Source organism: Streptomyces sp. Go-475 (assembly GCF_003330845.1).
Classification (GTDB): domain Bacteria; phylum Actinomycetota; class Actinomycetes; order Streptomycetales; family Streptomycetaceae; genus Streptomyces.
In genome coordinates, this window is sequence record NZ_CP026121.1 from 6,282,988 (window position 1) to 6,297,155 (window position 14,168).

Consider the following 14,168-nt stretch of genomic DNA (forward strand, 5'->3'; position numbering starts at 1 on the left):
CCGGGCCTCTTCTTTACGCCGGCCTGCTCCGGACCCTCAACCGGAGAAGCCGACGTGCGCGAGCCGCAGCGGGCCGCGCAGCCTGAGATGCACGTCGTGCACGCCCGCGGCGACGACGGGCGCGGCGACGGAGACGTAGTCGTACGGGCCCGAGGTGGGTTTCGCGGGCGACAGCACCGCGAGCGCCGGGCCGCCGTCGAGGGACAGCTCGACCGAGCCCTCGCCGGCCACCTCCACCGTCACCTCGGTGATGCCGGGCCCGAAGTCGCAGGCGCGGTAGACCAGTTCACCGGATGCCGCGTCCACCGGCGTCACCGCGTCGCCCGACACCTTCGTCCGGTCGACGATGTCGATGCCGCGCTGCTCGTCGAAGCCGGCGGCGGCCAGGCCGTTCGCGACGACGGCGCGGGGCAGGGTGGGCTCGCCGTCGAGCGTGACGGTCGTCCGCAGCCGGACGTCCTCGCTGGAGGCCCCGGCCAGCAGCTCGTACGCCCCGGGCTCGACGCGCCACCGGTCCTGCGCCACATCCCAGAACGCGAAGGCGGACAGCGGGATCTCGAAGCTCAGCTCGGCCGTCGCGCCCGGGGCGAGGGTGACGCGGCGGTGGTCCAGCAGTTCCCGGCGCGGACGCGGCACGGACGCCCCGACGGCCCGGCCGTAGAGCTGGGCGACCTCGTCGGCCGTGACCTCACCGGAGTTGGTGACGGAGAAGGAGACCCGCACCGCCCCGTCCTCGACCCGGGCCGTGAGGCCGCCGTACGTGAACGACGTGTACGACAGGCCGTGTCCGAAGGGGAACAGGGGCGTGCCCTCGAAGTACAGGTACGTCTGGCGGCCACCGATCACGTCGTAGTCGAGCAGGTCCGGCAGGTCGGCGTCGTCGGCGTACCAGGTCTGCGGCAGACGGCCGGCGGGGGAGACGTCACCGGCCAGCACGCGGGCCAGGGCGGTGCCGGCCGCCTGGCCGCCGTGCGCGGTCCACAGCACGGCCGCGAGGTCGGCCGGGTCGACGGCGTACGGGTAGGCCGAGACCAGCGCCAGCACCGTCACCGGGTTCGCCGCCCGGGCGGCCCGCAGCAGCCGCTCCTGCTGCCCGGGCAGCCGCAGGGTCGTCCGGTCCTCCGTCTCACGGCCGTTGATGTGCGGATCGTTGCCCGCCACGACCACGACCACGTCGGCCGCCGCGGCGGCACGCGCCACCGCCTCCTCGCCCCGCTCGGTGACGACCAGCTCGAACACCTCGGGATCTTCGTCGGCAACCTTCAGGCCGTCGGCGGAGACACAGACATGGCGACCCGTTCCCAGGTGCTTCAGGAGGTGCCCGTGTCCGTGCGGTTCCAGGCTGAACGTCTCCTGGACGACCCAGCCGCCCGGCTGGTCCGCGGCGGCGCGGACGTACCCGTCCTCGGCGACCGAGAGGTAGCGGCCGTCGGGCGCCCGCAGGGTCAGCACGCCCCCGCCCCAGTCGGCCAGCGCCAGTTCGGTGCCGGTCGCGTCGGTGGTGAGCGCGGGCAGGTCGGTGCGGCCCGCGAGCAGCGCCGGGTCGAGCGCGCCCTCGGCGCCGCGCACCTCCTCGGCGGCGTCCTCGGCCGCCGGCACGTGCACGAACGCGCCCGCGGCGGTCTTCAGCCGGACCCGGTCGACGCCCTCCGCGAACTCCACCCGGTCCGCGCCGAACCGCTCGTACAGGCCCTCCAGCGGGGTCGAGCGGTGCAGGAACGTGCCGCTGTACCAGTCGAGCTTGCACTCGTCGGCGAGCAGCCCGACCACCGCGACACGGGTGTCGGGGGCCAGCGGCAGCACCCCGTCGTTCTTCAGCAGCACGATCGCCTGCTCGGCGGCCTCCTGCGCGAGGGCGCGGTGCGCCGGGGTGTCGAACTCGCCGGTCGCGTCGTGCGGGTCGTGCTCCGGGTCGAACTCGCCGAGCCGGAAGCGGACCGAGAGCTGGCGGCGGACGGCCGTGTCGATGTCGGCCTCCGTCAGCAGACCGCGCTCCAGGGCGCCGCGCAGCCGTCCGGTGATCTGCGAGGAGTCCGTGCCGTGGTCGGTGAAGCTGTCGACGCCCGCCACGAGCGAGGCCGCGATGGCCTCCTCATGGGTGTCGAAGTAGTGCTCGAAGTCGACCAGGTTGCTCGGCGCGCCCGCGTCCGAGCAGACCAGCAGCTCCTGGTCGGTCCAGGTGCGCAGGTGCTCGGCGAGGAGCGGGGAGACGTGGTTGGGGCGGCCGTTGACCAGGTTGTACGCCGGCATCACCCCGGCCACCGCGCCCGCCTCGACCGCCGCGCGGAAGGCCTGCAGGTCGTACTCGTGCAGCACCCGCGGGCGCACCGAGCTCGACGTCGTGGCCCGGTCCGTCTCGTTGTTGTGGGCGAGCCAGTGCTTCAGCACGGGCGCGGTGCGCCAGTAGGTGGGGTGGTCGCCGCGCAGGCCGTGCGTGTAGGCGGTGGCGATCGCCGAGGTGAGCCTCGGGTCCTCCGCGTAGCCCTCCTCGTTGCGGCCCCACAGCGGGTGGCGCAGCAGGTTGACGACCGGCGCCCAGACGTTGAGGCCGACCCGGTCGTCCCGGGCGCGCATCGCGCGGACCTCCTTGGACACCGCGTCGCCGACGCGCCGCACCAGCTCCGGGTTCCAGGTGGCGCCGAGGCCCACCGCCTGCGGGAACATCGTCGCCGGGCCCATCCACGCCACGCCGTGCAGGGCCTCCTGGCCCGTGCGGAAGGCGGCGACGCCGAGGCGCTCGACGGCGGGTGTGAACTGGTGCAGAAAGGAGATCTTCTCGTCGAGGGTGAGCCGCCCCAGCAGATCGTCGACGCGCTCCGCGAACGGAAGCTGCGGATCGCGGAACGGTTCGGTGGGCGGCGTGTGTGCGGTCACGTGGGGATCCCTTGCACTGGATCGGCGAGGCGCTTTCGAAGCGCTTCGATGCTGATTCGACGACGGGTCGGGTGTCAAGAGACCGACGCCATCACTTCAAGCGGTGCATGAGGAAAGGTCCCTTCTCGCGCCCGGCAGGAAGTTTGGGAACGACCCTTGTGCACCCTGGGGCGTTCACTTAACCTCACAGCAACATCGAAGCGCTTCGACTACGGGAACCCCGGTTGCATGGGTCGAAGGCTCGCTTCAGCTCAGCCAGTTCCACTCGAGACACCGCAGCCGACGGCCTCCGCCGGGTGTCCTGGTGCGCCATGAAGGGTTGACGCAATGACGCCGAACGCCGCCTCCGCCTCCTCCGGACCGAGCCGGAGAAGCTTCCTCGCCTCCACCGCGGTCGCCACCGCAGCCGTGGCGGGCGGGATGCCGCTGCTCTCCGCCTGTGGTGGCGGGCAAGAGGGCCAGAAGGAGGGGGCCACGTCGGGCAAGGACGCCGCGAAGATCCTGCCGGCCTACGTCGCGTCGAACGTCGCGACCCCCGACATCCCTTCGAAGAACGGCTCGCCCGTCGGCTTCACCAGGGCGATCCCGGCGGCCGAGCTGAAGACCTCGGTGCCGCAGAAGCTCGGCAGCGGCGGCCGACTGACCATCATGGCCCCCTACTGGGGCACCCCGCCGAAGGGCGACAACCCCTACTACACGGCCATGAACAAGGCCATCGGCGTGGACATCACCTGGCAGAACCAGGACGGCGTCACCTACGACCAGAAGCTCGGCGCGATCCTCGCCTCCAGCGACATCCCCGACGCCGTGGTGGTGCCCGACTGGAACCTGACGGGCCGGATACCCAGCGCGATCAACGCCAAGTTCGCCGACCTCGGCCCGTACCTGTCCGGCGACAAGGTCAAGGACTACCCGAACCTCGCGGCGGTGCCCACCGACGCCTGGCAGCGAGGCATCTTCGGCGGCCAGCTCCGCGCCATCCCGATGCCGAACTCCCGCGTCACCAGCATGGCGACCATGTACCGCAAGGACCTCTTCGCGAAGAAGGGCTACTCCCTCCCGAAGAGCCCCGACGAGTTCCTGTCCTGGGCCAAGGAGGCGACCGAGCCCAGGGCGAAGCTCTGGGCCTGCGACGACATGAAGTGGTCGGCCCTGCAGATCTTCGGTGTCCCGCCGGGCGGCGACAAGGCGCTGTGGTGGAACCTGGAGGACGGCAAGCTCGTCAACCGCATCGAGACCGAGCAGTACCTGGAAGCCCTGGAGTGGGTGCGCAAGCTCTACGCGGCGAAGGTGGTCCACCCGGACGCCGTGTCGGGCAAGGCGGGCGGCATGGCGGCCAACCGCTTCACCGCCGGACAGGTCCTGGTCTACAACAACAACATCTCCGACTGGTGGGGCAAGACCGCCGAACAGCGGACCCAGAACCCCGACTTCGAGATGGGCGTGTTCGACATCTTCGGGCCCGACGGCGGTGACCCCACGCTGTGGGCCAGTCAGCCGGGCGGCATGTTCACCTTCGTCAGCAAGAAGGCGAGCAAGCAGCAGATCAAGGACTTCCTCGCGCTCTGCAACTACTGCGCCGCTCCCTACGGCACCAAGGAGTTCATGCTCACCGCCTACGGCGTCGAGGGCACCGACTACACGGTGAAGGGCGGCCTGCCGGTCAAGACGCAGCAGGGCATCAACGAGGTCAGCAGCACCTACGACCTCACGGGCAACCCGGCGCCGTACGTCGCCTACCCCGACTTCCCCGACATCACCCGGGGCATCGTCGAGTGGCAGCAGCGCATGGGCGCCTTCACCAAGAAGACCACCTTCTACGGGCTGACCGTCACCGAGCCCACCCGCTGGGCCAACCTCGCCGACGACTTCGAGCAGCTCGAGGACGACGTCGTGCGCGGCCGCAAGAAGATCAGCGACGTGCAGCAGGCGGTGTCGGACTGGAAGAAGAAGGGCGGCGACGACCTGCGCGACTGGTACAAGAAGCTGCTCGACGACAACGGCTCGGCGAACTGATCCGGGGCTCAAGCAAGGAGAAGGCCGTGTCCCACAGCACGGTGCCTCAGGCGACGACCGAGGCGAAGACGCCCGCGAGCACTCCGGCGAAGTCCGGCGGCGGCGCCGGAGACCGGGCCCGCGGCAGGAAGAACGCGGGAAAACTGAGCCTGAGGCTCAGATTCAGGCGTGACCGCGCGCTGATCTTCATGGTGCTGCCGGCGGTCCTGCTGATCCTGGTCTTCAACTACATACCGATCCTCGGCAATGTGGTGGCCTTCCAGGACTACGACCCGTACGCCGGCGACAACGGTTTCGTCGCCATCCTCAACAGTCCCTGGATCGGCTTCGAGCAGTTCGAGCGGATCTTCGCCGACTCGGCCTTCTGGCACGCGGTGCAGAACACCCTGGTGCTGTTCTTCCTGCAACTGGTGCTCTACTTCCCGATCCCCATCCTGCTCGCGCTGCTCATCAACAGCGTCGTCAGGCCACGGGTCCGGGCGGTCGCCCAGGCGGTCATGTACCTGCCGCACTTCTTCTCCTGGGTCCTCGTCGTCACCGTCTTCATGCAGATCTTCGGCGGCGCCGGGATCATCGCCCAGACCCTGCGCGCGCACGGCTACGAGGGCTTCGACGTGATGACCGACCCGGAGGTCTTCAAGTACCTGGTCACGGCCCAGACCGTCTGGAAGGACGCGGGCTGGGGCATCATCGTCTTCCTCGCCGCGCTCTCCTCGGTCTCCAACGACCTGTACGAGGCGGCCGCCATGGACGGCGCCGGACGCTGGCGGCGCATCTGGCACATCACGCTGCCCGCCCTGCGCCCGGTGATCGCCCTGCTGCTCGTGCTGCGCGTCGGCGACGCCCTCACCGTCGGCTTCGAACAACTCCTCCTCCAACGACAAGCCGTGGGTGTCGACGCCTCCGAGGTCCTCGACACCTACGTGTGGTGGAACGGCATCCGCAACCAGGACTTCAGCTACGCCGCCGCTGCCGGGCTCGTCAAGGGCGTGGTCGGTCTGGCGCTCGTGCTGATCGCCAACAAGGTGGCCCATCTCATGGGCGAGCAGGGGGTGTACAAGAAGTGACCGCCGTCCTCGACACTCCGCCCGGCGACACGCCGCGGGTCAGGAAACCGAGCCGCTGGGCCGCCCCGCCCCGCCCCGTCTGGGAGGAGCCGCCCTCCAAGGCCGGGCTGGCCGGCAAGGGCATCGCCCTGACCCTGGCCTGCCTGTCCATCCTCTTCCCGCTGTGGATCGTCATCGTCACCAGCCTCCAGTCGAAGGAGACCATCGACGAGGCCGGCGGTCTGGTGGTGATCCCCAAGGGCATCACCTTCGTCGCCTACCAGGAACTCCTCAGCGGCGGCCAGGTCCAGAGAGCCACCCTGGTGAGCATCGGTGTGACCCTGGTCGGCACGCTGTTCAGCATGACGGTGTCGGTGCTGTGCGCCTACGGCCTGTCGCGCAGCGGCTCGCTCGGCCACCGCTGGATCCTGATGACCCTGCTGGCGACGATGTTCTTCGGGGCCGGTCTCATCCCCACCTATCTGCTGGTGCAGGCCCTCGGTCTGACGGACACCTATCTGGCGCTGATCCTGCCCAGTGCCGTGAGCGTCTTCAACATCCTCGTGCTGCGCGCCTTCTTCATGAACATCTCCCAGGAGCTGATCGACAGCGCCCGCATCGACGGCGCCGGCGACTGGCGGATCCTGTGGAAGATCGTTCTGCCGCTCTCCCGCGCGGTCCTCGCGGTGATCGCCCTCTTCTACGCCGTGGGCTACTGGAGTGCCTGGTTCAACGCGTCGATCTACCTGAGCGACCAGGACATGATGCCGTTGCAGAACGTGATGATCCAGCTGGTGCAGATGCAGCAGCGTCCGGTGGGGCTCCAGGCGCAGATCAACACCGGCCAGCTCTCGCCGCTCGCGATCCAGATGGCGGTGATGGTGCTGGCCCTGCTGCCCGTGGCCGTCCTCTCCCCGTTCGTCCAGAAGCACTTCAAGAAGGGCATGCTCACCGGCGCCGTCAAGGGCTGACAACGCCCTCTCCCCGTAGGGCTGTCGACCGTCGTCGTCTGCGGCTGCCTCGTGGTCGACCGCGCCCACGGCGGAGCCGCATATCGAGCAGTGCCCCCCGCCCCTGAAGTGCGTCTCCCCACCCTTTCTCGTAGATCGAGGTATGTGTCATGCACGCGTCTCGCCTCAGCAGAAGAACCGTCCTCGCCGGGACCGCGGCCGCCGCCGCGCTCACCACCGTCCCCTTCCTGCCCGGGCGGGCGCACGCCGCCGGATCGGCTGTCTCCGCCGGGCAGGCGTACCGCTGGCGCAACGTCGTCCAGGGCGGCACCGGCTTCATCACCGGAGTGCTGTTCCACCCCACCGTCCGCGGCCTCGCCTACGCCCGTACCGACATCGGCGGCGCCTACCGCTGGGACGACCGCACCAGCCGGTGGATCCCGCTCACCGACCACCTCGGCTGGGACGACTGGAACCTGCTCGGCGTGGAGGCCATGGCCGTCGACCCGGCCCGTCCGAACCGGGTCTACCTCGCCCTCGGCACCTACGCCCAGTCCTGGGCCGGCAACGGGGCCGTGCTGCGCTCCGAGAACCGCGGGGCCACCTGGAAGCGCACCGACCTCACCGTGAAGCTCGGGGCCAACGAGGACGGGCGCGGATGCGGTGAGCGGCTGCTCGTCGACCCGCGCGACAGCGACACCCTGTGGCTCGGCACCCGGCACGACGGGCTGCTCAAGTCGACCGACCGGGGTGCCACCTGGAAAGCAGTGAGCTTCCCGGCCGCGCCCAGCGCCACCGGCCAGGGCGTCACGCTCCTGGTCGCGGCCGGCCGTACCGTCTACGCCGGCTGGGGCGACTCCGACGGCACGACCGCGAACCTCTACCGCACCGCCGACGGCACCACCTGGGAGGCCGTCCCCGGGCAGCCCGCGGGCACCGCCGCCAAGGTGCCGATCCGCGCCGCGTACGACCGGCACACCCGCGAGCTGTACGTGACCTACGCCAACGCCCCCGGCCCGAACGGCCAGTCCGACGGCAGCGTGCACAAGCTGCGCACCAGCAGCGGGAAGTGGACCGAGGTCACACCGGTGAAGCCCGGCGGGACCACGAGCGACGGCGGGACCGACTCCTTCGGCTACGGCGGTGTAGCCGTCGACGCCCGCCGCCCGGGCACGCTCGTCGTCTCCACGAACAACCGCTGGGCCGAGATCGACACCGTGTTCCGCTCCACGAACGGCGGCCGCACCTGGACGTCCCTGAAGGACACGGCCGTCTTCGACGTCTCCGAGACGCCGTTCCTCAAGTGGGGCGGTGACCAGCCCAAGTTCGGCTGGTGGATCCAGGCCCTCGCCCTCGACCCGTACGACTCGAAGCACGTCGTCTACGGCACGGGCGCGACCCTCTACGGCACCCGCGACCTCAGGCACTGGGCGCCGCAGATCCGCGGCCTGGAGGAGGCCTCCATCCGCCAGCTGGTCTCGCCCCCGACCGGTGAGGCGCACCTGCTCAGCGGCTCGGGGGACATCGGCGTGATGTACCACGAGCGGCTCACGGCGTCGCCCTCGCGCGGCATGGCGTCGAACCCGGTGTTCGGCACGTCGACCGGCCTCTCGCTGGCCGCGGCCAAGCCCTCGTACGTGGTCCGGGCGGGCTGGGGCGACAACGGCAACGGGGCCTGGTCGAACGACGGCGGCAGGACCTGGGCCCCGTTCAAGACCCAGCCGAGCATGGCCAAGAGCGCGCCGGGGCCGATCGCCACCAACACCGACGGCAGCGTGCTGCTGTGGTCCTTCGGCACGAGCAACCCGGGTTTCCGCTCGGCCGACAACGGCACCACCTGGTCCGAGGTCTCCTCCTTCCCCAAGGGCGCCGCCCCGGTCGCCGACCCGGTCGACCCGAAGCGCTTCTACGCCTTCGACACCACCACCGGCACGCTCTTCGCCAGCACGGACGGCGGACTGACCTTCACCGCGCGGGCCGGCGGCCTGAACTCGGGCGACACCGAGTTCCAGCTCACCGCCGCCCCGGGCCGCTCCGGCGACCTGTGGCTGAGCCTGAAGGCGAACGGGCTGTACCGCTCGACCGACGGCGGAGCGACCTTCGCCAAGGTCGCCAGCTGCTGGGCCTCGCACACCCTCGGCTTCGGCAAGGCCGCCGCGGGCGCCTCCTACCCGGCGCTCTACATGGTCGGCGCCACCGAGACCATCACCGCCGTGTACCGCTCGGACGACGAGGCGAAGACCTGGGTGCGCGTCAACGACGACCAGCACCAGTGGGGCTGGATCGGCGCCGCCATCACCGGCGACCCGCGTGTGTACGGCCGGGTCTACATCGCCACCAACGGACGCGGCGTCCAGTACGGGGAGCCCGTCTGATGCCCGGCCTGAGTGATGCGACGAGGGGGCGCCTCCTCTTCGGCGGCGACTACAACCCCGAGCAGTGGCCCGAGGAGACCTGGCACGAGGACGTCCGGCTGATGAAGGCCGCCGGCGTCAACTCCGTCACCCTGGGCGTCTTCTCCTGGTCGACGCTGGAACCGGAGCCCGGCGCCCGGGTGTTCGGCTGGCTGGACACGCTGATGGACCTGATGCACGACAACGGCATCGGTGTCGTCCTCGCCACCCCCACCTCCGCGCCCCCGCCTTGGATGGGCCGGCTGCACCCCGACACCCTGCCCGTCACCGAGGACGGCCGCACCGAGTGGTGGGGCGGCCGGCAGCACTTCTCCCACTCCAGCGCCACCTACCGGCGCTACGCCGCCGCCATCACCGAGGACCTGGCCGCCCGCTACGGCGGCCACCCGGCCCTCACCATGTGGCACATCAACAACGAGTACTGCACCTACGACTACGGCGACGAGGCCGCGGCCGCCTTCCGCCGCTGGCTGCGCGAGAAGTACGGCACCCTCGACGCCCTCAACGAGGCCTGGGGCACCGCCTTCTGGAGCCAGGGCTACGACACCTGGGACGGCATCCTGCCGCCCCGCCTGCCGCACTACCTGCGCAACCCCGGCCAGGTCCTGGACTTCCGCCGCTTCACCTCCGACATGCTCCTGGAGTGCTACACCGCCGAGCGGGACATCGTCCGGCGGCACACCCCGCACCTCCCGGTCACCAGCAACTTCATGCCGCTGTGGTTCGGGCAGGACGCCTGGCGCTGGGCCGAGGAGGAGGACGTCGTCTCCGTCGACCTCTACCCCGACCCGCGCGACCCGCTCGGCGCACAGAACGGCGCCCTGGTCCAGGACATGACCCGCTCCCAGGCGCGCGGGCCGTGGATGCTGATGGAGCAGGCGGCCGGGCCGGTCAACTGGCGGGGCGTGAACCACCCCAAGCCCCGGGGGATGAACCGGCTGTGGTCGCTGCAGGCCGTGGCCCGGGGCGCCGACGCCGTCTGCTACTTCCAGTGGCGGCAGTCCCGGCAGGGCGCGGAGAAGTTCCACTCCGGCATGGTCAGCCACGCCGGCGAGGACGGCCGGACGTACCAGGAGGTCAAGCAGCTCGGCGCCGACCTGGCGCGGATCGCCCCGCAGGTGACCGGACGGCACCTCACCGCGAACATCGCCGTCCTGCACGACTGGCACGCCTGGTGGGCCGGCGCCCACGACGGCCGCCTCTCCAGCCAGGCGGAGTACCCGGACGTGCTGCGCGCCTGGCACCGCGCCCTGTGGCAGGCGCACCTCACCACCGACTTCGCCCACCCCGAGCACGACCTCACGCCGTACTCGGTGGTCGTCGTGCCCCAGCTGTACGCCCTCACCGACACGGCGATCGACAACCTCCTCGCCTACGTCCGGCAGGGCGGCACCCTCGTCTGCGGCTTCCTGACCGGCGTCGCCGACGAGGACGACCGGGTACGGACCGGCGGCATGGACGCCCGGCTGCGGGAGCTGTTCGGCATCCGCACGCTGCACGAGTGGTGGCCGCTGGAGGCGGGGGAGACCGCCGTGTGCGAGGGCTTCCGGGGCACCCTGTGGTCCGAGGAGATCGAGCCCGCCGACCCGGACCACACGATCCCCTACAAGGGCGGCGAACTGGACGGCATGCCCGCCGTCCTGCGCAAGGGCCGCGCCTGGTACCTCTCCACGCTCCCGGAACCCGAGGCGCTGCGCGACCTGCTGGCCCGGATCGCCGAGGGCGCGGGCGTCCGGCCGGTGCTGGACGGCCTCCCCGAGCAGGTCGAGGCGGTACGCCGGGGCGAGCTGCTGTTCGTGCTCAACCACGGCCGCGAGCCGGTGACCGTCGAGGTGCCCGGCACCCACCACGACCTGCTCACGGACACGGCCGTCACCGACCGGGTCACCCTCGGCCGCTACGAGGCGGCGGTGCTCCGGTCATGACCGCCACCGCACCCGTCCACGGCACCTGGGAACCGCGTCCGGCCGCCCGCTGGGAGGACGCCTTCCTCAGCGGCAACGGCCACCACGGCGCCCTGGTGTTCGGCGACCCGGACCACGAGCGGGTCATCGTCACGCACCACACCCTGGTGCGGCCCAACGGCCGGGACCCGAGGCCCCCGCAGCTCGCCGACGCCCTCCCCGCCCTCCAGGACCGCCTCCTGGCGGGCGACCGGACGGCCGCCGAGAGCTTCACGGACGGCCGCCCGCTCCAGTGGGTGCAGCCCTTCCACCCCGCCTTCCAGGTCCGGCTGCGCCGGCCGCCGGCCGACTGCCCCGACTACCGGCGTGACGTCGACTTCACCACCGGCGTGGTCAGCGCGACCTGCGCCGGCTGGACCGGCCGCGTCTTCGTCTCCCGCGCCGACGACGTGATCGTCCACCACCTCACCGGACCCGGCCTCACCCTCGACATCGACCTGGACCACCGGCTGCCCGGCGCCCCCGCCGGACTGGGCATCGGCCACGGAGCCGTCCTCACCCCCGAGGGCGCCCTGCTCAGCCTGCGCGCCCGCTACCCGGACGACGACCGGGCCTGCACCGGCGTCACCCAGGTCACCGTCACCGGCGGCACCACCACCCTGGTGCCCCCCGGCGTGCGCGTCGAGGGCGCCCGGTCCGTGCTGGTCCTCACCCGGGTGCACCGGCACACCGGCGAACTCGACGTGGTCGCCGAGGGCCGGGCCCTGCGCGACCTGCCCCAGGAGTACGACGAGCTCCTCGACCGCCACACCGCCCTGCACCGCACCGCCTACGAACGCGTCACCCTCGACCTCGCCGCCGACCCCGCCGAACGCGCCCTGCCCGGCTCCGAGCTGCTGACCCGGCCGCGCAGCGCCGCCCTGCTGGAGCGCCTCTTCGCCGCCGGCCGCTACCACCTGCTCTCCGCGAGCGGCCTCTTCCCGCCCCGCCTGACCGGACTGTGGACCGGCGACTGGAACACCGCCTGGTCGGGCGCCTTCACCAACGACGCCAACCTCAACCTCCAGACGGCCTCCGCCGCTGCCGCCGCCCTCCCCGAGGTCACCGAGGCCCACGCGAACCTGATCCACCGCCAACTGCCCGACTGGCGCGAGAACGCCCGCGCGATCTTCGGAACGAGGGGCGTCGTCGCCCCCGCCCACACCGACGGCGAGTCCGGCCACGTGTACCACTACAACCGCGAGTACCCCCTGCACCTGTGGACCGCCGGCGCCGACTGGCTGCTCAAACCGCTCGTCGACCACGACGAGACCCACGGCACCCGCGACCCGCGCACCGCCGCCGCACTCGCCGAAGTCGCCGTCTTCTACGAGGACTTCCTCACCAGGACGGACGAGCACGGCCACCTCGTCGTCGTCCCGTCCTACTCACCCGAGAACCGCCCCGCCAACGCGAGCTGGGGCACCCTCGACGCGGCCATGGACCTCTCCGCGGCCCGCCACGCCCTGCGCACGGCCGCGGCCTACCACCCCGGCCCCGACGCCGACCGCTGGCACGCCCTCGCCGACCGGCTGCCGCCGCACCGGATCAACGAGGACGGGGCCCTGGCCGAATGGGCCTGGCCGGGCCTGGAGGACTCCTACGACCACCGCCACCTCAGCCACCTCTACGGCGTCTGGCCGCTCGACGAGATCACCCCCTACGACACCCCCGAGCTCGCGGCCGCCGCCCACCGCGCCCTCGAACTGCGCGGCGCCGAGAACGACTCCGCCCACGGCCACCTGCACCACGCGCTCATCGCGGCCAGGCTCAGGGACGCCGACCGCGTCGCCCACGCCCTCGGCCAGGTCCTGGACGGCGACTTCTTCCACGCCTCCCTGATGAGCGCCCACTACCCCAAGCGCGACGTCTACAACGCCGACGCGGCGCACACCCTGCCGGCCGTGCTGATCGAGATGCTCGTGCAGTCCACCCCCGACCGGCTGGTGCTGCTGCCCGCGCTCCCGGCGGCGTACCCCAGCGGTGCGCTGCGCGGTGTGCGCACCCGGTTCGGGGCCGAGATCGACCTCACCTGGACGCGGGACCGCGCCACCGCGGTCATCAGGCCGGGCCGCACCCACCGCGTCGAACTCCGGACTTCCTCCGGCGCAGAATCCCTCCACCTGGTCGCCGGAGAAGACCACGTCCTCACCCTGAGGGCGTGGTAGTTCCCCCCACCCCCCCCACCCATGGAAGGGACACCATGGCATCACGCACGCTGAGCAGGGTCACCAAAGCCCTGCTGGCCCCCGCTCTGGCTCTCGGCGTCACCGTCGGCCTCGCCTCCGCCCCCGCCTCCGCCGCGGTCTGGAACTCCTGCGACCAGTGGGGCCAGACCAACCTGAACGGCTACACGCTCTACAACAACATCTGGGGCTCCGGCGCCGGCAGCCAGTGCATCTGGGCCAACTCCGGCACCAACTGGGGCGTCTGGGCCAACCACCCCAACACCGGCGGCATCAAGTCCTACCCGAACCAGACGAAGGCGATCAACAAGTCGATCACCTCCCTGGGTTCGCTGACCAGCAGCTACAACGTCAGCGTCCCGTCGTCCGGCGCGTACAACACGTCGTACGACATCTGGGACACGGACCACGACTACGAGATCATGCTCTGGGTCAACAAGACCGGAGCGGTCGGCCCGATCGGCAGCTCGCAGGGCAGCGTCACGCTCGGCGGCCACACCTGGAACGTCTTCAAGGGCACCAACGGCGCCAACGAGGTGTTCTCGTTCATCCGCACCTCCAACTCCAACTCCGGCACCGTGAACATCCTGCCGATCCTGAAGTGGATCAAGGACACCAAGAAGTGGATGGGCAACGAGACCATCGGTGACGTGCAGTTCGGCTACGAGATCACCTCGTCGTCCGGCGGTCTGAACTTCACCACCAACAACCTCACGGTCAGCAGCAGCTGACCTCCGGG

Annotated in this window: 8 protein-coding genes; 7 read left to right on the plus strand and 1 reads right to left on the minus strand. The window is 71.1% G+C overall.

The features are described 5' to 3' along the window. Nucleotides 1-36: 36 nt before the first annotated feature. The gene (locus C1703_RS29040; protein ID WP_114255600.1) at nt 37-2,874 is read right to left on the minus strand and encodes a glycoside hydrolase family 3 C-terminal domain-containing protein; all 2,838 of its coding nucleotides are present in this window, start codon (nt 2,872-2,874) and stop codon (nt 37-39) included. Between the two features lie 327 nt (nt 2,875-3,201). On the opposite strand from C1703_RS29040, the gene C1703_RS29050 reads away from it, so the two are divergent. From C1703_RS29050 to C1703_RS29080, 7 genes are all read left to right on the plus strand, one after another. Then, nucleotides 3,202-4,890: an extracellular solute-binding protein gene (locus tag C1703_RS29050; RefSeq protein ID WP_114255601.1), complete on the plus strand. Its 1,689-nt coding sequence runs from the start codon at nt 3,202-3,204 to the stop codon at nt 4,888-4,890. A gap of 26 nt (nt 4,891-4,916) precedes the next feature. Beyond that, nucleotides 4,917-5,957, plus strand: a complete 1,041-nt coding sequence (locus C1703_RS29055; protein WP_114255602.1) for an ABC transporter permease subunit — start codon at nt 4,917-4,919, stop codon at nt 5,955-5,957. Then, nucleotides 5,954-6,907: a carbohydrate ABC transporter permease gene (locus C1703_RS29060; RefSeq protein WP_114255603.1), complete on the plus strand. Its 954-nt coding sequence runs from the start codon at nt 5,954-5,956 to the stop codon at nt 6,905-6,907. Before C1703_RS29055 ends, C1703_RS29060 begins: the two co-directional genes overlap by 4 nt. 149 nt (nt 6,908-7,056) lie before the next feature. Then, on the plus strand, nt 7,057-9,261 hold the full coding sequence (locus tag C1703_RS29065; RefSeq protein WP_114255604.1) for a sialidase family protein: 2,205 nt from the start codon (nt 7,057-7,059) through the stop codon (nt 9,259-9,261). Next, on the plus strand, nt 9,261-11,225 hold the full coding sequence (locus C1703_RS29070; RefSeq protein ID WP_114255605.1) for a beta-galactosidase: 1,965 nt from the start codon (nt 9,261-9,263) through the stop codon (nt 11,223-11,225). The genes C1703_RS29065 and C1703_RS29070 overlap by 1 nt, the downstream gene beginning before the upstream one ends. After that, complete coding sequence (locus C1703_RS29075; protein WP_114255606.1) at nt 11,222-13,411, plus strand: glycoside hydrolase N-terminal domain-containing protein; 2,190 nt, start codon at nt 11,222-11,224, stop codon at nt 13,409-13,411. The genes C1703_RS29070 and C1703_RS29075 overlap by 4 nt, the downstream gene beginning before the upstream one ends. A 35-nt stretch (nt 13,412-13,446) precedes the next feature. Further along, nucleotides 13,447-14,160 (plus strand): hypothetical protein, encoded by a 714-nt coding sequence (locus C1703_RS29080; protein WP_114255607.1) that lies wholly within the window; start codon nt 13,447-13,449, stop codon nt 14,158-14,160. The last annotated feature ends 8 nt before the right edge of the window (nt 14,161-14,168 follow it).